The sequence below is a fragment of the Amycolatopsis cynarae genome, from assembly GCF_026802195.1.
GTDB classification, from domain to species: Bacteria; Actinomycetota; Actinomycetes; order Mycobacteriales; family Pseudonocardiaceae; genus Amycolatopsis_E; species Amycolatopsis_E rhizosphaerae.
On record NZ_CP113836.1, the window covers coordinates 2,372,738 to 2,395,159 of the forward strand.

Here is a 22,422-nt window from a genome sequence, read left to right on the forward strand (position 1 = left end):
CTAGTTAGGTAAGCCTTGCCAAACTTTGCTGCAAAAACCGAGGTGACGCCCCTGTGTGCCTGTATCTCACCGCCCTGAAGCCGACCACGGCGGTCACCGACGGGCTGCTGCCCGCGGCGGCCAGGCTCGGGCTGCCCGTGGTGCTGCTGACCGACCGCCCGTCGGTGCACCTCGCGGCGTATCGGGGGCACCCCTGTCCCCCCGTCGCCGTGGTGGAGGCGGCGGTCTCCGACGCCGGGGCCGTGGCCGGGCGGGTGCTCGCGCTGGGGGAGCGGCACGGAGCGCCATCGGCGTTGCTGAGCAACAGCGACCACCTGCAGGCGGCCACGGCGCTGGCGGCCGCTCTGCTCGGGCTGCCGGGCAAGGACTGGCGCGCCGCCATGCGGTGCAAGAACAAGCTGCTCACCCGGCGCATGCTGGCGGCCGCCGGCCTCGACACCGTGGCCAGTGTCGAGATCGGACCGGGTGAGGACGCGGCCGAGGTGGCGGCGAAGCTGCCGTTCCCCGCGGTCGTCAAACCCCGCGAAGGCGTGGCGAGCGAGGACGTCCTGCTGGTCGGCGACCTCGCGGAACTGGCCGCGCAGGCCGCGGCGATCCGCCGCCGCCGGGGCCCCTGCGCGCTGGTCGCCGAGGAATACCTGGCGGGGGAGTTGCACACCTACGACACCCTGGGCGACGGAGAACGCCTGCACCGGTTCGGCTCCTGGCGGACGAGCCTGGGGCAGCCGCCGTTCTTCACCGAGACCGGCCGCGACTGGGCACCGCGCCTTCCCCGGCAGGCGGAACGCCACCTGCGCGCCCAGCTGTCCGCCCTCGGCGTCGGTTTCGGCGCCTGCCACACCGAGTTCGTCCTCGACGGCGATCGCGCCCGCGTCATCGAGGTGAACTACCGCCTCATCGGCGACACCATGGAGTTCGTCTGCGGGGACCTGCTCGGCGTGGACCTGTTCGAGCAGGTCGTCCGGCTGCACCTCGGCGAACCGCTGGCGGCGCTGCCGGATCCGTCCAAGGTGGACGGTCACGCCCGGGTGCGCTACCTCGCCGCGGACCGGGCGGGCACCCTCACCGAGGCCCCGCCGGACCTGGCCGAAGAACTTCCCGGCGGCATCCGCCTCGGGCACCGTCGGCTGCGGGAACCGGGGGTGAGCGCACCCCTGCACGGCACCAACCGCGACTACCTGTCCGTCGTCCACGCCATCGGTCCCGTGCCCGGCGCGGTGTCCGCAGCCGTCGACGAGTTCGTGTCCCGGCACGTGTGGACGGTGGCCGGATGAGCGAGCCGGGCCTGCTGCTCCGCGTGCTCGCCGCGCTGCTCCGCGAAGACCATCTCGGACTGTCCAGCCGGGGAAGACCCGGCGCCGCCCCGGTGGACGGCCTGCCGCGCGGCGCCTGGTGGTGTGCGCCGCTGCCCGGTGGCCGCACGGCGCACCTGCCGGTGCGGCCGGACGGCTTCCTGTCCGAGCACACCGTGGCGGAACCCCTCTTGGTGGTCACCGGCCGCGACGGGAACGTCCACATCGAGTCCACTGTGGAGGGCGCGCTGGCGGCGCTCGCCCCCGGAGGGGACGCCGACGCCGAAGCGGGTTGGGCCGCCTTCGCGGAGGAATGCCGTCAGGCCGGGGAAACCGTCCGGTGGCAGGAGACCGCGCCCGCCCGCCGGGCGGCCGGGGAGGGCACCGGCTACCCGGGACTGCTGCGCTACGAGGCGCTGGCGGCCCTGCGCGACCATCCGGTGCATCCGGCCGGGCGGTGCCGCTGGGGGATGACCGCCGGGGAGGCGGCCCGGTACGCACCCGAGTACCTGCCGCGGTTCCGGCTGCGCTGGACGGCCGTGCCCCGGGAACGAGTGCGGTTTTCGGCATCCTTCGCCGACGGCCTCCCCACCTGGTGGCCCACTCCCGCTGAACTCGGTGTCGCCGGTGTCGGCGAGGACCACGTGGTGCTGCCGGTGCATCCGCTCACCGCGGACCGCGGCGGGATCGAGGTCGCCGGGCCGCCCGGGCCCACGGTGCGGCCGACCCTGTCCACGCGCACCGTGGCACTGGCCGGGAACCCCTCCGTCCACTGGAAACTTCCCCTGCCCACCGCGACCCTCGGGCAGCGGAACCGGCGCACCATCAAGCCCGGCACCCTCGCCGACGGGGAACGCCTGCACCGGCTGCTGAACGCCGTGCTCGACCGCGAGCCGGGACTGTCCGCGCGCGTGCTGCTCGCCGACGAAACCCGGTGGGCGGACAGCGACGACGACCGGCTGGCCGTGCTGATCCGGCACTACCCGGCCGAGGTCGCGGGGGACACCCTGGTTCCGGTCGCCGCGCTGCTCGCCCCGGAGCCCGAGACCCCCGGCCGCCGCGTGTTCGACGGACTCGCCGGTGCCGACCCGCTTTCCTGGTTCGACGGTTACCTTTCGGTGCTGCTGGACTGGCACGTGGCGCTGTGGCTGCGCTACGGGATCGCGCTGGAAGCACATCAGCAGAACATCACGATCGTGCAGGGAGCGGCGGGAATCCGACTGGTGTACAAGGACAACGACAGCGGTCGCGTCGACCGCGCCCACGCGTCGGCGGCGCTGGGCGTGCCGGTGCGGGCCGGGGACTTCGCGGACCGGCGGATCACCGGGGCCGGTCCGGAGGACCTGGCCGACCTGTTCACCACGATCACGCTGCACCTGTGCGTCGCCGCGATCGTCGTGGAGGAGACGAGCGGGGACCGGCGCCGCCGGGACGAGTTGTTCGACCTCGCCCGCACACGGATCGAGGAAGCCGCCCGCCGCTGGTGCGATCCCACCGACCCCGCCTCCCGGCGGGCGGCCGCGGCCCTGCGGACCCGTGTCCTCGACGCCGGCCGCCTCCCGGTCAAGGCCATGGTCACCGCGGGCACCCTGCTGCCGAAGGACCGGCTCGGCTGCACCGACATCAACAAGTACTACCTGCGGACCGGTCCCAACTACCTGGCGGGGGCCGGGATCCGGAGTGTTCCCGCCTCGTCCGAACGGAGTTCTTCGTGACCGCAACCGCGCTTGCCGCGCCCGCCGTCGCCCAGGCCGATCTGGTGTCGGCGCACACGCTCCTGGGCTGCCTGGTACGGGAAATCGCCGCCCCCGAAGGGCAGGTGGAACTCGGCGAGGGAACGCTGTCGCTGCGCCTGCCGCATCGTGACGTCCTGCTACGCGCCGAGGTGACCAGAAGGTCCACAGTGGACGCTCACCGGTTCGCCGGTCCGGTGCTGCGCCGCCTGCCCGGCGGGGACTGGGCGGAGCTGAGCCTCGACGCGCTGATCGAGCTCGCGGCGGCCGAACTGGCCGCCCGCACCGGAACCGTCAACGACGAGTTCGCCGGGCAGATCCGCGCGAGCCGGGACACCCTCGCCGACATTCTCGCCACCCGGCCCACGGCACCGGCGCGGCCGGTGTCCGGGGCGGCGTCGGCCTACCTCGATTCCGAACAGGGCCTGATCGACGGCCACCCCCGCCACCCCGCGCCGAAGTGGCGTTCGGGGGACCGGGGGCGCTGGCGCGGCCACGCACCCGAAACCCGCACCGCCTTTCCCCTGCGGTGGCTCGCCGTGCCCGGCGAGTTCGTGCACGACCACGGGGATTTCGACGCCCACGCGGCCACTTCGCGCCTGCTGGGCGAGACCCGGCTCCCGGAAGGGCACCGCGCGGTGCCGGTGCACCCGTGGCAGTACGAACTGCTGACGAGGGACCCCGAACTGGGACCGGTGCTTTCGGCCGCGCTGGCCGAGGGCGCGGTGCGCGATCTCGGCCCGGCCGGGCCCGCGTTCCATCCGACCGCCAGTGTGCGCACCCTCTACCAGCCCGAGGCCGATCTCTTCCTCAAGACCAGCCTCCACGTGCGCATCACCAACTGCCTGCGCAAGAACGCCGCCTACGAACTCGCCGGGGCGGTGGCGCTGACCGGGCTGCTCGCCGGTCCCGTCGCCGAGGTGACCGCGCGGCACCCCGGGTTCGGCCTGCTGGCGGAACCAGCGGCGCGCGGCGTCGCCCTCCCGGAGCGCTACGGCACGGCGGCCCAGCGCAGGCAACTCCTGGAAGGACTGGGCACCATCGTCCGGGACGGGCTGGGCGAGCACCTCCCGCCCGGCGGGCAGATCCACCTCGCCGCGACCCTGGCCGCCGCGCGGCCCGACCCCGCGGGCACGCGGACCCGGCTGGCCGACCTCGCCGCCAGGGCCGATCCGGCGGACTGGGCACGCCGGTGGTGGGCCCGCTACCTCGCGCTGCTGGTACCGCCGGTGCTCCGGCTGTGGGCCGTGCACGGTGTGGTGCTCGAACCGCATCCACAGAACGTTCTCGTCGTGCTCGACCCCGGGCGGCTCCCGGTCGCGGTGCTCGCCCGTGACCTCGAAGGCACCAAACTGCTCACGCCCCGCCACCACGCCACGCTCGCCGGGCTGCCCGGTGAAGTGGCCCGTGCACTGGCCTACGACTCCGAACGGGGCTGGCGGCGCGTCGCCTACTGCCTGTTCGTCAACCACCTCACCGAGATCGCGGGGGCGCTGGCCGATCTCGTTCCCGCCGTCCCGGGGTTCGAAGACACGCTGTGGGCGGCCCTCGCCGACCTGCTGGCCGAGGTCAGCGCCGAACTCGGCCACCCGCCGAGGCTGCGCGCGCTCCTGAACGGGGTCCCGCTGCCGGCGAAGGCGAACCTGCACACCCGCTGGGACCGGCGAGCCGACCGCGACGCGGGTTACGTGCCGTTCGCCCACCCGCTGGGCCGCTCACTCGCGGAGGCCGTGCGTTGACCGGCACGGTGGAGAACACCCGCGTGCCCGCGGTGGCGCCCGAGGGCACCCCGGTCACCGGTGCGGTGGTGGCCGCCGCCCGCCGGGCCGCCCTGCCCGCCTACGTCTACGACCTCGGCCACCTCGACCGGCACCTGGCCGCCGTCAAGACCGCCTTCGGCACCGCGTCCACCGGCACCCCGGTCGAACTGCTCTACGCGGTCAAGGCGAATCCCGACCCGGGGATGCTCGCCACCATCGCCGGGCACGTGCACGGGCTGGAGGTGGCCAGCGGCGGCGAACTCGCCCACGTCCGCACCCATCTGCCAGGGGTGCCGGTGGCCTTCGGCGGGCCCGCCAAGACCGACTCCGAGCTGCGCGCCGCGCTGTCCGCCGAGGTCGGGCGCTACCACGTGGAAAGCCTGCACGAACTGCGCAGGCTCGACGCCCTCGCCCGCCGCGCGGGCCGGGTGGCGGAGGTGCTGCTCCGGGTCAACATCCCCGCCGCGGTACCCGGGGACGCGGCGCTCACCATGGGCGGGATGCCGAGCCCCTTCGGGATGGACCCCGCCGAGGCGGAGGCGGCGGCCCGGGAACGGGACCACCTGACCGGTGTCCGCGTCCTCGGCATCCACGCCCACCTCGCCAGTGGGCTCGACGCCACGGCGGCGGCCGTCGTCGCCGAGACCGTGCTGGCCTGGGCCGCAGGGTTCACCCGGCGCCACGGGCTCCGGCTGCGCGAGGTGAACGTCGGCGGCGGCATGGGGGTGGACTACCGGCGTCCCGGCCCGCTGTTCGACTGGCCCGCCTACGCCCGCCGTCTCGCCCGGGCGGCCACCGGCCTTTCGTGTCGCGTGCGCATCGAACCGGGCCGGTCCCTCAGCGCGTACTCCGGCTGGTACGCCACCCGCGTGCTGGAGCTCAAACGCAGCCACGGCGCCCGTTTCGCGATCTGCGACGGGGGCACGCACCATCTGCGGACCCCGGCGGCCAAGGGCCACGACCAGCCGCTGGCGGTGCTGCCCGGTCCGGAGTGGACAACGGGATCGGCGGAACCGGGGCCGCGTCAGGACGCGACCGGCGAGCCCGTCACCTTCGTCGGCAGGCTGTGCACGCCGAAGGACGTGCTCGCCCGGGACGTGCGGCTGCCCCGCCTGGCGGCCGGTGACGTGGTGCTGTTCGCGATGGCGGGGGCCTATGCGTACAACATCAGTCACCACGACTTCCTCATGCACCCCGAACCCGCCGTCGTGCACGTGACGGGCCGCGATGAGCCGTGAAGGGTCCCTTCACAGTCATATCGGCTGTGAAGGGACCCTTCACGGCAACGGCCAACGGCAGGGCTTGGGGGTCAGGAGGGTAGTTCCAGTGAAAGGATCTCGGCGCGCACCTCGCCGGCGGGGGCGGGATAGCTGATGGTGTCCCCGGCCTGGTGACCGGCCAGCGCCAGGCCCAGCGGGCTGTCCGTGGTGACCGTGCTGTCCTCCTGGCCGGCCGGGATCTCCTCGGTGACGGCGACCACCCGGAAGGGCTGCACGGTGCCGTCGGCGAACCGGACGGTCACGGTCGTGCCGTCGGGCACGCCGCCCGCCCCGGCCCTGGCTCCGGCCAGGACCCTCGACAGTTGCGTGATCCTCGCGTCCAGTGCGGCGATGTCGTCTTCGAGGCGGAGCGCGTCGGCGTCGTCGGCGCGGTCACCTACCCGGTCCAGTGCGCGGGCCTCGGCGGCCAGCTCCGCGCGCCGGTCGCGCAGGGTGGCCAGCTCCTGTTCCAGCCGGACCCGGGCTTCGCCGCTGACGGCGGGCTTGCCGTTCGCCATGTCGCTCGCATCCTTTCCGTCCGCCCAACGCGTGGTCCACTTTCAGCATGCCCGCGTGACGGCCGGTCCGCTCGCGATCAGAAGCCGCGTTTGAGCGCCTTGACCTTTTCGATCGCGGAGGCGGAACCCTCGAAGGAGATCCGCACCTCGTCGCGGCCGAACAGGAACAGCAGCAGTTCGACGGGGGTACCGGTCAGGGTGACCTCGTCGGGTCCGGCCTTCGCGGAGGCCGTGCGGCCGTCCTCCGTCCGCAGGATCACGCCCACGGGTGATTTCCGCAGCGTCACCTTGGCCAGCCCGCGCGCGGTCTTCCAGGCCGCGGCGTCCCGTGCCGGGTCGGCCGCCCGCGGTTCCCAGCCCGGTTGCGCGCGGCGCACGTCCTCGTGATGGACCAGGAACTCGGCGGTGTTGGCCAGCTCGTCCACCGCGGGGATCGAGGTCGGCCAGAACCGGGCGGGGCCCGAGCGCACCCGCGCCACCAGCTTGTCCCACGACTCGGCCGCGTAGCCGTCCTGCACGCGGCGCAGGTGGGAGGCCAGCGGGGGCAGCAGGATGCCGAGGGCGGCATCCGGCCGGTGCTCCCGGACCACAAGGTGCGCGGCGAGATCCCGCGTCCGCCACCCCTCGCACAGGGTCGGCGCGTCCGGCCCGACCTCTTCGAAAAGGACACTCAACGCACGGCGTTCGTCTGCGGCTACACCCACGCGACCGACCTTACTCGCTGGTAGGTGAAAGGGTGCGCAGCGGCGCGGCCCCGTCGACCAGCACCGTCCGGCTGAACTCCCACCACCGCCCGTCGGGGTGCGCGCCCCGGAGCCCGTCGAAGGTGTCCACCCCCGCCGAGGCGATCAACGCCGGTTCGGCCAGCGCCGCGGTGGCCACCGTGCGCCGGGGCGACCAGCCGGTCGAAAAGGCCAGGCGCCGTCCCATGCCCGCCCAGCCCGGCGGGGTGGCGGTGACGATCCAGGCGTCCGGCGCGGGGGCGGTGAACCGGCGCGCGGGGCGCAGCCAGGAGGCCGCCTCCTCCGGCCAGGCGACGATCCCGAACGACAGCCCGCCCCGCTCGGTCCAGGCCCGCTCGATCCGGGCCGCGTTCGCCCGGGACACCTCGTCCGCGGCGGCCCCGATCACCACGCTCACCGGCCGGGGTCGCATCGCCCGCAGCAGAGCCAGCAGGGTGCCGAGTTCGGCGGCGGTGACCGGGGTGGCGGCGCCCCCCGGCGGCCGGAACCGGGGCAGGGGAGAGCGCTTCACGCGGCGTCGTGGAAGACCAGGCCGAGGGTGTGCCGCAGCCCCGAGCGCACCACCGACACCCCGTGCCGCACCGGCGCCGCCGACCAGCCCCGTGCCGAGGGCACCGGCCGGTCCCGGGTGGTGAACACCAGCCCGTGCCCCTGCGGGATCATCGTCGCGGTCCCTCGCGACTGGGCCCGCAACCGCTGTTCCACCAGCAGGAACTCGCCGCCGGTGTGGTCGCGGCCGGGATCGTTGAGGTTGAGCACCACCTGCAGCGGGAACACCCGGTCGCCGTAGAGGTCCCGGTGCAGCGCGTTCCAGCCGCCCGCCTGGTACCGCAGCAGGATCGGCGTCGGTTTGTCCTGGCCCGCCGCGTGGCAGAGGTCCAGCCATTCGGCGAGCGAATCGGGCCAGGCGTCGTCCCGGCGCAACCGGGCGGCCCAGTCCCGCGCGACCGGCAGGAGCCGCGGGTACAACTCCTCCCGCAGCCGCCGCACCGGCTCGGGGAACGGCTCGCGGAAGTACCGGTAGTCCCCGTGGTCGCCGAACCGGTGACGGCGCAGGTTGACCGTGGCCCGGAACCGTTCCGGCTCGTCCCACAGGGCGATCAGCCCGGCGCATTCGGCGGGCGTGAGCAGGCGCGGAAGCAGCGCGCACCCGGTGGCGTCCAGTTCGGCGGCCACCGCGTCCCAATTGGCCCCCGCCACCCGTTTCGCATAGCGGTCCGCCGGGTTTTCCGGTGCCCGCGGTGGCCTCGGGTACACGAGGCTGAGTTGACCCTTGTCGTTCATATGGCGGCTCCCCGTGCCGTGAGGGGACCCCTCACGGGAAACTTCCGGTTCATGCGGCCTCCTCGAGGGTGAGCAGCGTCTGCTTGGCCTGGGCACCGCCGACATACCCGCCGGGCGAACCGTCCGAACGCACCACGCGGTGGCAGGGGACGACCACCGGCAACGGATTGGTCGCGCAGGCCGTGCCCACCGCGCGGACCGCCTTCGGGCTGCCCGCCGCCGACGCCACCTGAGCGTAGCTTTCCGTTCTGCCGTAACCGATCCGCGGCAGGTGGGCCAGCACGGCCCGCCGGAAACCCTTGGACAGCCGGAAATCCAGCGGCAGCTCGAACTCGCGGCGGCTACCCGCGAAGTACTCCTCCAACTGGCGGACCACTTCGTCCAGCCTGCCCGGCGCGTACAGGATCCGCGGGCTCACCGATCCGGCCAAAGTGGACAACACGGCTTCGTGGCCTTCCCTGGCGTAGGCCACGCGCACCAGACCCTGCTCCGTCGCCGCCAGCAGCAGTTCACCGACCGGCGTGGCGAGGGTGCGGTAGGCCACGTCGAGCACGCCGTCGCGTTCGGCTGCCGCCACCAGCCGCCGGTGCAGCCTGCGGTTCGCGTCCTCGTCGGCTTCCGGCAGGGCGGCGAACAACCGCCGTGCCTCCTCGTCCCTGATCGTCATGATCTCGTCCCTCCCACCTTCGCGGCGTGCCCGTAACCGGCACGCAGGGCCTTGATGCCGTCGGCCGCGGCCCGCCGGGCCGCTTCGGCGGTTCCCCCCAGTAGTCCGGCGATGTCCTGGTAGGGCAGGCCCGCCAGGTAGTGGTAGGCCACCGCGGCGCGCTGCTTGTCCGGAAGGCGCGCCAGCGCGGCCCACAGGTCGCCGTCCCAGGCTTCGGGCCTGCCCGAAGCGCTCGCTCGATCCGGCACCGTCTCCACGGGCACCGGGCGGCGTGCTCTCAGGCGGATCGCGTCGATCGCCTTGCGGTGGGCGATGGTGACCAGCCACGCTTCCACGTTCGCGTCGCCGGGCAGGTCCGGATAGGCCTTCAACGCGGCCAGGAACGTCTCCGACCAGGCGTCTTCGGCCTCCGCCGGACCCAGTACGGCGCGGCAGACGCGCAGCACCACCGGCCCGTAGGCGCCGACGATCTGCTCGAAAGGTTTCACGCTCACCTCCGGTAGACGCCCCGGACGGCCGGAACGTGAGATCCGGGATTCAGCGGTTGAACACGTCGCGGCCGAACCCGGCGACCCCCGAGCTCGCGGCGTACCCCAGATGCGGCAGGCCGAAGGCGTTCTCGACCGAGGCCAGCAGGCTGTAGTGGTTGTACGGCTGGTCGCTGGTGGTGCCCGGGGCGGTGAACTTCGACAGCACCAGTGCGCCGACCCGGCCGCCGCCGGGGCCGAAGATGCCCGGCAGGAGCGCGTCGGGGCCGGGGCCCTCGCCGCAGCAGGCGCTCGAATCGGATCCGGGACCGTCCGACTCGTCGAAGGTGATCACCAGCGTGCCGTCCTGCCGGAACGCGGGGGAGGAGGTGATCACCGGCACCCAGCGGCGCAGCCACGCGTCCGCCGAGGCCAGCCCGCCCGGTTCGCCGTCCACACACGGTGTGTCGTGGCCGTCGTGGCACAGGTTCGGGGTGAGGTAGGTCAGGTCGGCGGTGGTACCGATCGAGGCGAGGTCCGCGGGCAGCGCGGAGAGGTCCACGTCGCTGCGGGTGCAGGACGGGCCGTCGAGGATCGAATGGAAGTAGACGAACGGGTTGTGCCGCGCGGCGTACTGGTCACCGGGCTTCGCCTTCTGCGTGTCGTCGAAGGTGCCGATCCCGGGATGGCGGCACGGGGTGCCCATGTCCTCCAGATAGGCCCGCCAGGTGCGGCCCGCGGCGGTCAGCTGGTCCGCCACGGTCGGTACGTCCGCCGGGTACACGCATCCCTGCCCGAGGGCTTGGCCGGGGGCGAGCGTGCCGATCCTGGCGAAGTCGCCGTAGAACACGCAGTCGGCCTGGGTGGCGAGATTGGGGCCCTGTCCGGAGATCTGGGCGAGGTAGTTGCCGAGGCTGTTGTGCGCCGTCCCGTAGTACCTGGTGAGCAGCGCGCCCTGGGCACGCAGCTCCCGGCTCAGATAGGGCGCCGCCGAGCCGGGTCCCCAGGTCTTGTCGTAGCCCTTGTTCTCCAGGTTGACGACGAACAGGTGACCAGCCGGACTGACGCTTCTGGTGGCCAGTGCGGGTGCCGCGGGCGTGGCCGAGGCGAGCGAGAAGGTGGTCAGCAGAGCGGCGAGCGCCACGGCGGTCCGGCGGATGATCACCTCGCGGAGTGTATTCCGTTGTGTGCCCTGCGAAAGGGCCATGGTCCCCTTGGCGCCGCACAGCGCGGCGCCGCGGAGGCGTCAGGCGAAGGCGACGCCGCTCGCGGCCGGCCGCGGCTTCGTCGCGGCGACGAAGATCTCCTGCACGACACGCACGATGACGGCCTCAAGCAGCATCATCCCCGCCTTGGCGAGGATCGTGGCGATGAGGTCTGGCATGGGAAGGCTCCTGAACTGCGGCTTTCGTGGCTTGCGGCCCCAGCCTCACTCGCCGGGATGAGAGGCAGGTGGGATGCAGATGGCCAGCAGGTTAACCCGTTCGGAAGCTCTGGTTACTCCGTTCGTCGGACAGGGCGGGGCTGTTGCCCGTGCCACAGCAGTTCCGCGACGGCCGCCGCCACGGTGGTTCCGCCCGCGATCGCCCACTGGTGGGGCAGCAGGGGGCGGCAGCCGAAGAAATGGCTCAACCCGGGCACCTGCACCACCACGGCGAGCGCCCCGAGCGAACCGAGCGCCGCGCCGACCACCAGCGGCGTGCGCCCGCGCAGCGCGATCGTCTGCGCGAGCTGTCCGCCGACCAGGCTGACCAGTGCCGTGGTGGCGGCCTGCCCCGGGGTGCTCACCGGGCGGGCCAGCAGCCAGCCCGCCCCGGCCGCGCCCGCGGTGACCGCGGCCCGGCGGTAGACGTCGCGCAGCAGGGCGCTGCCCAGCGAGGTTTCCGGTCCCTCGGTGAGCAGCTGGTCCGGCGAGACACCGGGCGGCGGGCGGACCGCGACCGCCATCGCGGGCAGCACGTCGGTGAGCAGGTTGACCAGCAGCAGCTGGCGCGCGTTGAGGCCCGCGCCGCCGTCGAACAGCCCGGTGCCGACGGTGAAGCCGATTTCGCCGAGGTTGCCGCCGACGAGGATGCCCACCGCTTCCCGCACCGAGGACCACATCGCCCGGCCTTCGATGAGCGCGCTGGTGATGGTTTCGATCCGGTCGTCGGTCACGATGAGGTCGGCAGCCTCGCGGGCGGCGGGGGTGGCCCGGGTGCCGAGCGCGATCCCCACGTGCGCCAGCCGGATCGCGGGGGCGTCGTTGGCCCCGTCGCCGGTCATCGCCACCACCCGGTTCGCCTTCCGCAACTGTCGCACCAGCCGTGCCTTCTGCGACGGGCTGACCCGCGCGAACACGGCGACCCCCGGCAGCACCGCCGCGAGCTGCTCGTCGTCGAGTTCCTCGAGTTCCGCCCCGGTCAGCACCCCGCGCCCGTTGATCATGCCGAGTTCGGCGCCGATCGCGGCGGCGGTGCTCGGATGGTCCCCGGTCACCATCAGCACGTCGACCCCGGCGGAGTGCAGCTGGCTCACCGCGGCCGCCGCGGTGCCGCGGATGGGATCGGCGAGCGCGAGCAGGCCCCGCAGTTCCAGGCGCCCCACCCGCTCGTCGTCGAGGTCGGCCCGGTCGGAGGCGGGCCGCTCGCCCACCGCCAGCACCCGGTGGCCCTGCCGGGCCAGCCGCTCGATCTCGGCCTCGACGCGCCGCCGGGCGGCCCCGTCGAAGGGGGCGCCGCGCCAGTGGGTGCACCGGGCGAGCAGTACCTCGGGTGCGCCCTTGACGCTGAGCAGCAGGCCGTCCGCGTGCCGGGTCAGCGTCGCGTGGTAGCCCCGTGCCGGTTCGAACGCGATCTCGGCCACCCAGGACAGGCCCACCACCTCGTCCTGCGGGCCGATGCCGAGGCGGCGCGCCCCGTCGAGCACCGCGCGGTCGGTGGGGTGCGGCACCCCGCCTTCCCCCTCCCGCCACGGGCTGGCCCGCACCGCGGCGGCCAGCACGGCCCGCATCCCGTCGCCCAGCGCGCCGATCTCTTCGTCGGTGGCGCCGTCGGACACGCGCCTGAGCGTGATCCTGCCCTCGGTGAGGGTTCCGGTCTTGTCGAAGCACAGCACGTCGACCCGGCCGAGCGCTTCGATCGTGTTCGCGCTGCGGACGAGGATTCCCTGGTGCGACAGGCGCCGAGCCGAGGCGAGTTCGGCCACCGTGGCCACGAACGGCAGGCCCTCGGGCACGGCGGCGACGGCGAGGCTGACCGCCTGCCCGAGCGACTGGGTGATGCCCCGTCCCTGAAGCAGATGCACCGCCATCAGCACCACCCCGGCACCGAGGGCCACCGGCAGCGTGCGGCGGCTCAGCGCGTTGAGCCGGGCCTCGACACCGGTTTTCGGCACGTCGCCCACCGCGCGGGCGCTGCGGCCGGCCTCGGTGCGTTCCCCGGTCGCCACCACCACCGCGAGTGCGCGGCCCGCGGCCACCACCGTGCCCTGGTAGACCATCGACGAGCGGTCGGCGATCTCGGCCGCGGCGGTCGGGGGCACGCTCTTGCCGACGAGCTGCGACTCGCCGGTCAGACCGGATTCGTCGATCTCCAGGCCCGCGGCCTCCAGCAGCCGGCAGTCGGCGGGGACGGCGTCCCCGGCCCGCAGTTCGATCACGTCGCCGGGGGTCAGCTCGGCCGCCCGCGCGTCCCGGTGCCTGCCCTGCCTGCGCAGCCGGACGTGGATCGAGCTGGAGTCGAGCAGCTTGCGCAGCTCCCGGTGCGCGCCGACCCGCTGGGCGCCGCCGATCAGCGCGTTCACCGCGAGCACCCCGGCGATCAGCACGGCGTCGCTGATCGAACCGAGAGTGGCCGACAGTCCGGCGCCCGCGGCGAGCGCGGGCGTCAGCGGGTTGGCGAGTTCGTCCACCGAGGCGCGGGCCAGCCCCGTTTCGGGGATCTCCTCGACTTCGCCGCCGTGCCCGTGGCGGCGCGTGGCTTCGTCGTCGGACAGGCCCTCACGCGACGTGGACAGCAGTCTCAGCACGGCTCGCGGGGACATTTCGTGCCAGGGCGTGCGGTCGACGGGCTGGGGGGCGGGCCGGGTGCCGACCGTGACGCCGCGCCAGACCCCGAGCGCCAGGGCGAGCATCGCGGAGAGGTGCACGGGGAAGGAGGCCCGTGCGGCCGCGCCGGCCGCCGGACCGAAACCGCCGAACAGGCCCCCCGCCAGTGAGGCGATCAGCGACAGCCGGGCGGCCTCGCTGCTGGTCTGGCGAGCCTCCACGGCCGCCGACAGCACCTGGCAGGCCTGGCCCCGGTCTCGGCAGGCGATGTCGGCTCCCCAGGTGACGGCGCCGCCGCGGCCGCGGAGGGCGATCCCCACGTCCGCCGCGGCGAGGGCGGTCCGGTCACGGGCGGTCACCACGGCGACGACCTTGCCTTCCTGCTGCAGCCGCCGGATCGCGCCGGCCAGCGCTCTGCCGCCGGGCAGCGTGCCGTCGACCGCCAGCCTGCCGCGCGGTCCCGCGCCGCCCAGCAGCACCGAGCCCGCCGCGCGGGCGGACTCGATCAGGGCTTCGGCCAGCGGATCGACCTCGGGACAGGCGCGCACGAGCCCGACCGCCTCCCCGCCCCGCGACAGGAGCAGTACCACCGCCTCGGAACCCGCCAGTTCCTTCGCCCGGCGCTGGACTGCCGCGGGCGCGCTGCGGGGGACGGGGGCGAGCACCCAGTCGTCCCGTTCCCGTCTCGCGGTGGGATGCCGGGTGTCGAGCAGATCATGAGCGTGCTGCGTCAGCTCCGCACCGCTCGAACCGTCCACAAGGGACGTCACGGTTTCGGCGACATGCCTGCCGGAGAACAGGATTGTCGCGTCAAGGACGACGGTGTCCACGCGGTCGAGGCGACGGAGGGCGTCGGTCTCCAGTACCAGGCAGCCGGCGCGGGACAGTTCGGTGTCCATACGGCTGGCGAAGGCCTCACGGCCGAGCTTCGCGGCACGCGGCACTCCGGCGACGAGCATCGCGGTGGCCCGCTCGGTGTTGCGGCTGGCGAAGAGCATCGCGGCGGAGCCGGCGATGGCGACCCCGGCGGAGGTGTCCGACAGCTTCTCGATGGGGCCGGAGGGCAAGGGCACCGGACGCGGCGGGTAGTGCATCGCCTCGGCTTCATGGGCACCCGGCAGCCGGGAGGCCCGGTGTTCCCACTGGCGCCAGGCCTGCTGGCGGGCCAGTACCTCGCGGTGCAGCAGCAGGCGGTAGCCCGCCTCGGTGAGCAGGCTGACCGGATTGCGGGCCAGTGCCTGGCCGGTCGCGCTGCCGAGCGCGAACACGGTGTCGGCGGTGGTCCGGCCCAGTGCCGTCTCGACCACGGCGCGAAGATGGGGTGCGGAGTCCACAAGGGACAATACGGTGGGGATGGCGGCGGGCAGTCTCGGCGTCGGCAGCAGGCGTGAGGCCACCGAGTACCCGGTGCCCAGCAGGCTCAGCCCGAGCGCGGTGGCCTCACGGATGCCGGGCCCGCGGTTGGCCGGATGCCGCGCGCTCGCCGGGGACTGCCCGTACTCGCCGAGGCCCCACTCCCGTTCGACCTCGGCGACGGTGGCCAGCACGGCACCGCGATCGGTGACCGCCGGATCGTGCGTCACCACGGCCCGCCCCCAGTGGCCGTTGATCTCCACGTCGCGCACGCCGTCCAGGTCCTTGAGCCGGCTTCGCAGCGCCTCGGCGGCATCACCGGTGCCCGGGTGATGCACCCCGCGCACCTCGACGTGCATCCGGTCGTCATGGTTCGCCACCCGCCGGGGCGCGGGGCCGACCAGGGAGAGAAGCGATTCGGCGACAGGCGCGACGACCTTGGCGGCGACATCGCGCAGGAGGGACAGAGGCATGAATCGGCTAGTGGGCCGAATGCGTTTCGGGGGACTGGCGGGGCCGGGGAGCGGGGTGCTCGGACTCCCCGCCGCGGCCCACGATCGCCGCACCGATCCCGATCGCGGCGGCCACCGGCCACTCGATCACGTCGAACACCGCCATGAGCGCGAGCCCGCCGTAGTAGAGCATCTGCCGGGGCGGCGGCAGGAAGGAACGCGCGGTCTGCGCGGCCGCCGTCATGTCGCCACCGGTGATGCCGGGCAGGTGGAATTCGGGGACGCGGAACTGGGCGGTGACGAACGGGAGGTTCACCGTCGCGGTGCGCCCGTGGTCCCCTCCGGCGGGGGCGGTTTTCGGCGGGGCTGTTTCGGCAGTCGGCGCGGGAGTCGGTTCGGGAGTCGGTGCGGAGGTTGTCGCGGCGCGTTCGGCCGATGCCCTCTGCTGCGCACTCGTGGTGCCGCGGGCCTGCCGGGTTCGCGGAGACTTCGTGGGCATCGTGGGCCACCTCGCAAAACGGTTGGAAGACCCGGTCGATGCTACGAGCGAACGAATATCAACTCCACGCGGTGACCGTTCCGCCGTTCTTCAAACAACCCACCCAGGTGACCTTCCGCCGATTTCACCCGGGGTGGACTAACCGCGCTCTTTCCCGTGAGGGGACCCCTCCCGGCAGCCGACCGGGGTTTGCCGGGGCCCGGTGGCCTTGACCGTGAGTGGGCGGGTTTTGTATAAACGCTCATACAGAAGGCGTTTCCTCCTCGACCGAAAGCGAGGAACCGCGATGGATTACTGGAGCTCCGCCGTTCCCTCCGTCGAGGAGTGCGTACTCGGGCCGGTCCTGCGGCGGCAGGCGGCGCAGCGCCCCGACGACGTGCACGTCGTCTTCGGTGACGGCACCAAGTGGACCTTCACCGACGCCTGGCTCGCCGCGAACACCGCCGCCCGCCACCTGGCCGGGCTCGGTGTCCGGCACGGGGACCGCGTGCTGTCCTGGCTGCCGAACGGGCCCGAGGCGGTGCGCGTGTGGTACGGCAGCAACCTGCTCGGCGCCATCTACGTCCCCCTCAACCCCGCCTACCGCGGACGGCTGCTCGAACACGCCATCCGGCTCTCCGGCGCGCGGGTGATGGTGGTGCACCCCAGCCTCGCCGGGCGGCTGTCCGAGATCGACACCGCGCAGCTCGAACAGGTGATCCCGCTGACCGCGCAGGACTGGGCCGATCCCGACCCTACGGTCGTGACCCCGGAAAAGCCGGTCCAGCCCTGGGATCCGTACGCGATCATCCTGACCTCGGGCACCACCGGCCCGTCGAAGGGCGTGGTGTGCTCCTACGCGCATCTGGCCGCCACCTCGGGCGCGGCCTTCTCGGAGGTGTTCGGTGCCGGGGACCGCTACCTGCTGACCCTGCCGCTGTTCCACGCCGGCGGCACGATCGGCACCTACGCCGCCCTGCTGCTGGGCGGCTCGGTGGCGGTGGTGGACCGGTTCGACACCGCCCGGTTCTGGGACATGGTGCGGGCCACCGAATCCACCCACGTCACGCTGCTCGGCGTGATGGCCACCTTCCTGGCTAAGCAACCGCCTTCGCCCCGCGACCGCGACCATCCACTTCGGACCGTGTTCATGGTGCCGCTGAGCAGTGACTCGCGGGAGTTCGCCCGCCGTTTCGGGGTCAGGGTCATCGCGCTGTTCAACATGACCGAAACCTCGGTGCCGATCATCTCCGAACCCGATCCGGCCACCCCGGGCACCTGCGGCCGCGTGCGCCGGGGTGTGCAGGCCCGGCTGGTCGACGAGTACGACCGGGAGGTGCCCGACGGGCAGGCCGGCGAGCTGGTCCTGCGGACCGACCGGCCGTGGGCGATGAACTCCGGCTACTGGAACATGCCCGAGGCCACCGCGAAGGCCTGGCGCAACGGGTGGTTCCACACCGGCGACGCGTTCCGCCGCAGCCCCGGCGGCGAGTACTTCTTCGTGGACCGGGTGAAGGACGCGATCCGCCGCCGGGGCGAGAACATCTCCTCCTTCGAGGTGGAGGCGGAGATCACGGCGCACCCCGCGGTCCGCGAGGCCGCGGTGGTGGCCGTGCCGAGCCCGCACGGTGAGGACGACGTGCTCGCCATCGTCTCTCCCGTGGACGGGCGGGAGATCGATCCGGCCGAACTGGTGCGGTTCCTGGGGGAGCGGATGGCGTACTTCATGGTGCCGCGCTACATCCGCGTTCTGGACGACCTGCCCAAGACGCCCACCGCCAAGATCGAAAAGCACCTCTTGCGCTCCGCCGGGATCACCGGGGACACCTGGGACCGCGAGGCCGCGGGGATCCGGCTCAAACAGGAACGGATCACCGGGATCTGACCAGCGGACGGAGATCGACCGGCTGCCCGTCCTTGGGATAGGGCAGCGAAGTGAAGTCGATCCGGTCGCGGTAGCCCGCCGGGACCTGCCACTCGAAGCGCCGCAGCAGGTGGTGCAGCACGATCTTGATCTCGGCGCCGGAGAAGTGCATCCCGAGGCATTTGTGCACCCCACCGCCGAAGGGCTCCCACGCCAGCCGGTGGACGCGGTCCTCCCGGCGGTGCGGCGCGAACCGCTCCGGGTCGAAGCGTTCCGGATCGGGCCAGTACTCGGCCATGTGGTGGGTGAAGTGCGGGGTGATCGCCACCAGCGTGCCCGACGGCAGGAAGTGGCCCAGCACTTCGGTGTCCTTGACCGTCTTACGGGCCAGGGTGGGCACCGGGGACACCAGCCGCATGGACTCCTTCATCACCAGATCCAGCGAGGTCAGCTCGTCGAGCTGCTTCAGCGTCGGGCTTTCCGTGCCCAGCGCGGCCGACTCCTCCCGGCACCGCCGCTGCCATTCCGGGTACTGCCCGAGGTAGCGCATCATCGTCGAGATCGTGATCGTCGAGGTGTCGTGGGCCGCCATGAGCAGGAACACCATGTGGTTGATCACGTCGTCGTCGCCGAACCGCTCGCCGTCCTCGGATTCGACCCGGCACAGCACGGAGAACATGTCGTCGCCGTCGCTGTCCCGTCGGGCGGGCAGGTACTCGCGCAGGAACGCTTCCAGCAACCGCCTGCCTGCCAGGCCCTTCCGCCACCGGGTGCCCGGCAGCGGCACCCGCACGATCGACGTGGCCGCCTGCACGCAGTCGATGAACGCCCTGTTGATCCGCCGCATCCTGGCCGGGCCGCTGCCTTCGGCGCCGCCCATGAAGATGCCGGTGGCCAAATCGAGCGTGAGCTCCTTGATTGCCGGGTAGGCACGGAAGCCCGGGCCGGGCCGCCAGTGCGCCAGCCCCGCGTCGACCGCCGGGTGCAGGGCGGCGGCGTAGCGGGCGAGCCGCTCGTTGGTGAAGGCCTGCTGCATGATCCGCCGGTGCAGCAGGTGCTCGTCGAAGTCGAGCAGCATCAGGCCGCGGTCGAAGAACGGGCCGATCAGGTAGCGCCAGCCCCCGCCGTTGGAGAACGCCTTGTCGCGGTTGATCAGCGCGACCTCGCAGGCGTCGGGCCCCAGCAGGGAGACGAAGCGGGAGCCGAAGGAGCCGAACCACGAGACAGGGCCGTAGCGGTCGTACCGCTCGCGCCACAACGCGACCGGATCCCGCATGTAGCGGTGGGTGTAGCCGATGAACGGCAGTCCGGGATCGCCCGGGATCGGACGGAGTGTGCTGTTCCTCGGCGACGTTGCCAGGACCTTGCCCACGAGGGCCTCCAAATCTGACAGACCATCCAGTCAAAGTATGCCCAGAATCGATCAGACAGGGCCGTCTGTCAAGATGTGCGGTATGGGAGCCACGAGTCGTCCGTACCGGGGGGTCAGCGCCAGCGACCGCAGGGCCGAGCGCCGCGCCCGGCTGCTCGAAGCCGGGCTGGAGCTGCTGGGCACCGAAGGGTTCGAGCGGACGACCATGACCGCGGTGTGCTCGGCCGCCAAGCTCACCGAGCGGTACTTCTACGAAAGCTTCGGCGGGCGGGAGGAACTGCTGCTGGCGGTGATCGACCAGATCGCCGCCGAGGTGCGCGACGCCGTGCTCACCGGGCTGCGCGAAGCCGAGGGTGAGGTGGCGGACAAGGCGAGGGCCGCGATCCGCGCCTTCGTGACCCTGCTGACCGCCGATCCGCGCAAGGGCCGCGTGGCGATCATCGAATCCTCCGCCTCCGCGCCGCTGCGCCTGCGCCGCCACGAACTGCTGGCGAACTTCGCCGCACTGGTCGTGACCCAGGCCGAGGCGCTGCACGGGCGGGCGGCCCTGCCGCAGCCCCGGGCGGAGATCAACGCGCTGCTGTTCGTCGGCGGCCTGGCTGAGGTGCTCACCGGCTGGCTCACCGGCCGGCTGGCGACCACACCGGAGGAGCTCGTGGACGCGGCCACCCACCAGTTCGTCACCGCCATGCACCGCTGAGCAAGCGTCCACACGGGACGGCTTGGTGCGGCGCCCGCGCGGCGCGGGCAAGCGGCGACGAACCGGTCAGCGGGCGCGGCGTTTGCGCGGCTTGGGGGGCGAGGCGCTTTCCAGCAGCAGGTCGGTGATGTCGGCGAGCCGCTCGGGGAGCTCTTCGAAGGGGAGATAACCGGTGCCCGCCAGCACGAAGCCGCCGACGGTGGCCATGGTCAGCGCCTTCGCGGCGGTGTCCGGCATGGGGCCGATCGCCTCGGTCAGCCGGTCGACCAGCTCCGTGCCGATCTGGTTCCGCAGGCGGCGCACCTCGGCGTCGTCGGCCAGCAGCGCGGTGGTGCACGCGCGGCTGAGTTCCGGTTCGTCGGCGAACAGTTGCGTGATACCGCGGATCACCGCGACGAGGCGCGCCGGGGCCGTTTCCCCGGGTACGGGATCCGGGATCGGTACCGCCTGCAGCTTCCACCACAGGATGGAGCTGACCAGGTGCTCCTTGGACGAGAAATACGTGTAGGCGGTCGCGGGGGAGACGTCCGCGCGGCGCGCGACGGAGCGCACCGTCAGCTCGTGGTACTCCACGGCCCGGACCTCTTCGACGGCGGCGGACAGCAGGCGCTGCACCGTGCCGGCGCGGCGCCCGTCCACGATGCGGCGAACGGGCTCCATCACAGTGCGGCGGGCCCGCTGCCGTGCACGCCGGTCCGATTCGGGGGAAGGGGCATGCCTGCCCGCACCGTGGTGTCAGCCATGACCCGCATCGTAGCCCCAGGTCAGAACCCGGTGCCGATCACGTGGCCAGGGCTCTGCCCGGTATCGCGGTCTCAGCGGACTTCTTCGGCCTCGCCGAAGCTCATCCGCAGCAGATCGATGGTGCTGCTGAACAAGGGCCGCTTGGGCAGGCCGATGCTGCGCAGTTCCTCGGCGACCGGGTGCTGTCCGAGGGTGAGCGTCGCTCCGCCGGGGCGCGCCCGCACGCCCGAGGGGTTCATGCTCCACTGCGTGCGTCGCAGCACCCCGTCGCGGTGGGTGTAGGCGTCGATCGCGGCGGCGGTGCTGCCCGCCGGCACGCGCAGTCCGGGGCGGACGCGCAGACCGGCGATCAGGCTGTCCCCGTCGCGCACCGCGCACCGCGCGTGGCCGCCGTCGAAGCCGAGATCGATTTCGGCCAGCTCCTTGGGAAAACCCCAGATCGTGCGGCCCGCCTCCATGGTGAAGCGGCCGTTCACCGGCAGCCAGTGGATGAACACGCCGTAGCCGCCGCGGTCCGGGGGCCGGATCAGGTAGGCCACCGCGAACTCGTGGTACGGGCCGAGATCGCCGTCGACGTACCGCACGAAGGCCAGCGAGCAGATCGCCTTGCCGGGCAGGGGCTCGAACACCCGCAGTCCGGTGTAGGACAGCACCGAGCGGACGGCGGCGGCGCGGACGAGGAACATCGCCGAGGCGGCGGTGGCGGTCCGGATCTCGACCGGGAGTGCGACCCGCTCGCCCTGAATCACGAAATCAGGCATACCTCAGTAGAACACGTTCTTGTAGTATTCGCGATGGTCTTCTGTTCTGTAATAACGATATGGGTTGCCAGGTCGAGAACAGGTTTCTCTAGGTGGGAGGCACTGATGGGCGTCGAAGGCTGGGGAATCCTCGTCACCGGTGGCGGAGGCGGGATCGGCCTCGGTGTGGCGAAGCTGTTCGCGTCCGCCGGAGCGCACGTGACCGTGTGCGGCCGCACCGAGGAGAAGCTCGCCGAGGCGGTGAAGGCGCTCGGCGAGACCGCCGCCCCCGGTGCCCGCACGGGCTACGTCGTCGCCGACGTCACCGACGAGGACGCCGTCGCCGCGGCCGTCGAGCAGACGGTCCGGCGGGCGGGCGGCAGGCTGGACGGGGTCGTCGCCTGCGCGGGCGGGTCCGGCTGGGTCGGCCCGCTCACCCGGATCCCGCTCGAGGCGTGGCGTGCCTCGGTGGACACCAACCTCACCGGCACCCTGATCGCGCTCAAACACGCGGCCCCGGTGATGGCCGCGGCGGGCCGGGGCTCCTTTGTGGCCGTTTCGTCGATCGCGGCCGACGTGACGCACCGCTGGTTCGGCGCCTACGGGGTGTCCAAGGCGGGCGTGGACCACCTGTGCCGCCTGGCGGCCGACGAACTCGGCCCCAGCAACGTGCGCGTCAACTGCATCCGGCCTGGGCTGATCCGCACCGGCATGGTCGCCGTGATCACCGACTCGGAGAACGAGATCCTCGACGACTACCGCGCGTGCACCCCGCTGCCCCGCATCGGCGAGCCCGAGGACGTGGCGCGGCTGGCCCGGTTCCTCATCGGCGAGGAGTCGGCCTGGATCACCGGTCAGGTGATCAATGTGGACGGTGGGCACGGGCTGCGCCGCGGCCCGGACTTCACCCCCTGGCTGCGGCCGGTCTACGGCGAGGCCGGCCTGCGCGGCATCCTCCCCCGGGACTGA

At 72.8% G+C, this 22,422-nt stretch carries 20 protein-coding genes; 7 read left to right on the forward strand and 13 right to left on the reverse strand.

Features of this window, described 5'->3' with window-relative positions:
* Positions 1-53: 53 nt before the first annotated feature.
* Genes ORV05_RS11245 through ORV05_RS11260 form a run of 4 tightly spaced genes read left to right on the forward strand, consistent with a single transcriptional unit; the run spans position 54 to position 6,023 of the window.
* The gene (locus tag ORV05_RS11245; RefSeq protein ID WP_268758399.1) at positions 54-1,274 is read left to right on the forward strand and encodes an ATP-grasp domain-containing protein; all 1,221 of its coding nucleotides are present in this window, start codon (positions 54-56) and stop codon (positions 1,272-1,274) included.
* Positions 1,271-3,007, forward strand: coding sequence for an IucA/IucC family protein (locus ORV05_RS11250; RefSeq protein WP_268758400.1), 1,737 nt, complete (start codon positions 1,271-1,273; stop codon positions 3,005-3,007). The genes ORV05_RS11245 and ORV05_RS11250 overlap by 4 nt, the downstream gene beginning before the upstream one ends.
* On the forward strand, positions 3,004-4,764 hold the full coding sequence (locus ORV05_RS11255; protein ID WP_268758402.1) for an IucA/IucC family protein: 1,761 nt from the start codon (positions 3,004-3,006) through the stop codon (positions 4,762-4,764). Before ORV05_RS11250 ends, ORV05_RS11255 begins: the two co-directional genes overlap by 4 nt.
* Positions 4,761-6,023, forward strand: a complete 1,263-nt coding sequence (locus ORV05_RS11260; protein ID WP_268758403.1) for an alanine racemase — start codon at positions 4,761-4,763, stop codon at positions 6,021-6,023. The genes ORV05_RS11255 and ORV05_RS11260 overlap by 4 nt, the downstream gene beginning before the upstream one ends.
* Positions 6,024-6,094: 71 nt before the next feature.
* Here ORV05_RS11260 and ORV05_RS11265 read toward each other — a convergent pair whose 3' ends face one another.
* From ORV05_RS11265 to ORV05_RS11310, 10 genes are all read right to left on the reverse strand, one after another.
* On the reverse strand, positions 6,095-6,562 hold the full coding sequence (locus ORV05_RS11265; RefSeq protein ID WP_268758404.1) for a GreA/GreB family elongation factor: 468 nt from the start codon (positions 6,560-6,562) through the stop codon (positions 6,095-6,097).
* A 77-nt stretch (positions 6,563-6,639) separates the two neighbouring features.
* A complete protein-coding gene (locus tag ORV05_RS11270; RefSeq protein ID WP_268758405.1) occupies positions 6,640-7,266 on the reverse strand; it encodes a TIGR03085 family metal-binding protein in 627 nt (208 codons plus the stop codon).
* A gap of 10 nt (positions 7,267-7,276) precedes the next feature.
* Positions 7,277-7,816 (reverse strand): hypothetical protein, encoded by a 540-nt coding sequence (locus ORV05_RS11275; protein WP_268758406.1) that lies wholly within the window; start codon positions 7,814-7,816, stop codon positions 7,277-7,279.
* Entirely contained in the window at positions 7,813-8,589 is a 777-nt protein-coding gene (locus ORV05_RS11280; RefSeq protein WP_268758407.1) for a 2OG-Fe(II) oxygenase, read from the reverse strand. Before ORV05_RS11280 ends, ORV05_RS11275 begins: the two co-directional genes overlap by 4 nt.
* A gap of 49 nt (positions 8,590-8,638) precedes the next feature.
* Entirely contained in the window at positions 8,639-9,256 is a 618-nt protein-coding gene (locus ORV05_RS11285; protein WP_268758408.1) for a methylated-DNA--[protein]-cysteine S-methyltransferase, read from the reverse strand.
* Entirely contained in the window at positions 9,253-9,750 is a 498-nt protein-coding gene (locus ORV05_RS11290; protein WP_268758409.1) for an RNA polymerase sigma factor, read from the reverse strand. The genes ORV05_RS11285 and ORV05_RS11290 overlap by 4 nt, the downstream gene beginning before the upstream one ends.
* A 43-nt stretch (positions 9,751-9,793) precedes the next feature.
* The gene (locus ORV05_RS11295; protein WP_268758410.1) at positions 9,794-10,888 is read right to left on the reverse strand and encodes an alkaline phosphatase family protein; all 1,095 of its coding nucleotides are present in this window, start codon (positions 10,886-10,888) and stop codon (positions 9,794-9,796) included.
* A gap of 81 nt (positions 10,889-10,969) precedes the next feature.
* Positions 10,970-11,107, reverse strand: coding sequence for a hypothetical protein (locus tag ORV05_RS11300; protein ID WP_268758411.1), 138 nt, complete (start codon positions 11,105-11,107; stop codon positions 10,970-10,972).
* Between the two features lie 113 nt (positions 11,108-11,220).
* Positions 11,221-15,576 (reverse strand): cation-translocating P-type ATPase, encoded by a 4,356-nt coding sequence (locus ORV05_RS11305; RefSeq protein WP_268758412.1) that lies wholly within the window; start codon positions 15,574-15,576, stop codon positions 11,221-11,223.
* 7 nt (positions 15,577-15,583) lie between these two features.
* Positions 15,584-16,054, reverse strand: coding sequence for a hypothetical protein (locus tag ORV05_RS11310; RefSeq protein ID WP_268758413.1), 471 nt, complete (start codon positions 16,052-16,054; stop codon positions 15,584-15,586).
* Between the two features lie 286 nt (positions 16,055-16,340).
* Between ORV05_RS11310 and ORV05_RS11315 the strand changes: the two genes are divergently transcribed.
* Complete coding sequence (locus ORV05_RS11315; protein WP_268758414.1) at positions 16,341-17,918, forward strand: AMP-binding protein; 1,578 nt, start codon at positions 16,341-16,343, stop codon at positions 17,916-17,918.
* Here ORV05_RS11315 and ORV05_RS11320 read toward each other — a convergent pair.
* Positions 17,905-19,269: a cytochrome P450 gene (locus ORV05_RS11320; protein WP_268758415.1), complete on the reverse strand. Its 1,365-nt coding sequence runs from the start codon at positions 19,267-19,269 to the stop codon at positions 17,905-17,907. The genes ORV05_RS11315 and ORV05_RS11320 overlap by 14 nt on opposite strands.
* Before the next feature lie 82 nt (positions 19,270-19,351).
* On the opposite strand from ORV05_RS11320, the gene ORV05_RS11325 reads away from it, so the two are divergent.
* Entirely contained in the window at positions 19,352-19,969 is a 618-nt protein-coding gene (locus tag ORV05_RS11325) for a TetR/AcrR family transcriptional regulator (RefSeq protein ID WP_268758416.1), read from the forward strand.
* Positions 19,970-20,035: 66 nt separating this feature from the next.
* Here ORV05_RS11325 and ORV05_RS11330 read toward each other — a convergent pair whose 3' ends face one another.
* Positions 20,036-20,629 carry a TetR/AcrR family transcriptional regulator gene (locus tag ORV05_RS11330; protein ID WP_268758417.1) on the reverse strand — a complete coding sequence of 198 codons (594 nt, stop codon included), beginning with the start codon at positions 20,627-20,629 and terminating at the stop codon, positions 20,036-20,038.
* Positions 20,630-20,784: 155 nt separating this feature from the next.
* A complete protein-coding gene (locus tag ORV05_RS11335; protein ID WP_268758418.1) occupies positions 20,785-21,474 on the reverse strand; it encodes an acetoacetate decarboxylase family protein in 690 nt (229 codons plus the stop codon).
* Positions 21,475-21,579: 105 nt separating this feature from the next.
* Between ORV05_RS11335 and ORV05_RS11340 the strand changes: the two genes are divergently transcribed.
* Positions 21,580-22,422 (forward strand): SDR family oxidoreductase, encoded by an 843-nt coding sequence (locus tag ORV05_RS11340; RefSeq protein ID WP_268758419.1) that lies wholly within the window; start codon positions 21,580-21,582, stop codon positions 22,420-22,422.

Coding starts and splice junctions, on each gene's coding strand:
- ORV05_RS11305 (WP_268758412.1), bottom strand. CDS start 15,576: ATGCCTCTGTCCCTCCTGCGCGATGTCGCCGCCAAGGTCGTCGCGCCT.
- ORV05_RS11335 (WP_268758418.1), bottom strand. CDS start 21,474: ATGCCTGATTTCGTGATTCAGGGCGAGCGGGTCGCACTCCCGGTCGAG.
- ORV05_RS11285 (WP_268758408.1), bottom strand. CDS start 9,256: ATGACGATCAGGGACGAGGAGGCACGGCGGTTGTTCGCCGCCCTGCCG.
- ORV05_RS11280 (WP_268758407.1), bottom strand. CDS start 8,589: ATGAACGACAAGGGTCAACTCAGCCTCGTGTACCCGAGGCCACCGCGG.
- ORV05_RS11300 (WP_268758411.1), bottom strand. CDS start 11,107: ATGCCAGACCTCATCGCCACGATCCTCGCCAAGGCGGGGATGATGCTG.
- ORV05_RS11330 (WP_268758417.1), bottom strand. CDS start 20,629: ATGGAGCCCGTTCGCCGCATCGTGGACGGGCGCCGCGCCGGCACGGTG.
- ORV05_RS11325 (WP_268758416.1), top strand. CDS start 19,352: ATGGGAGCCACGAGTCGTCCGTACCGGGGGGTCAGCGCCAGCGACCGC.
- ORV05_RS11315 (WP_268758414.1), top strand. CDS start 16,341: ATGGATTACTGGAGCTCCGCCGTTCCCTCCGTCGAGGAGTGCGTACTC.
- ORV05_RS11250 (WP_268758400.1), top strand. CDS start 1,271: ATGAGCGAGCCGGGCCTGCTGCTCCGCGTGCTCGCCGCGCTGCTCCGC.
- ORV05_RS11265 (WP_268758404.1), bottom strand. CDS start 6,562: ATGGCGAACGGCAAGCCCGCCGTCAGCGGCGAAGCCCGGGTCCGGCTG.
- ORV05_RS11310 (WP_268758413.1), bottom strand. CDS start 16,054: ATGCCCACGAAGTCTCCGCGAACCCGGCAGGCCCGCGGCACCACGAGT.
- ORV05_RS11340 (WP_268758419.1), top strand. CDS start 21,580: ATGGGCGTCGAAGGCTGGGGAATCCTCGTCACCGGTGGCGGAGGCGGG.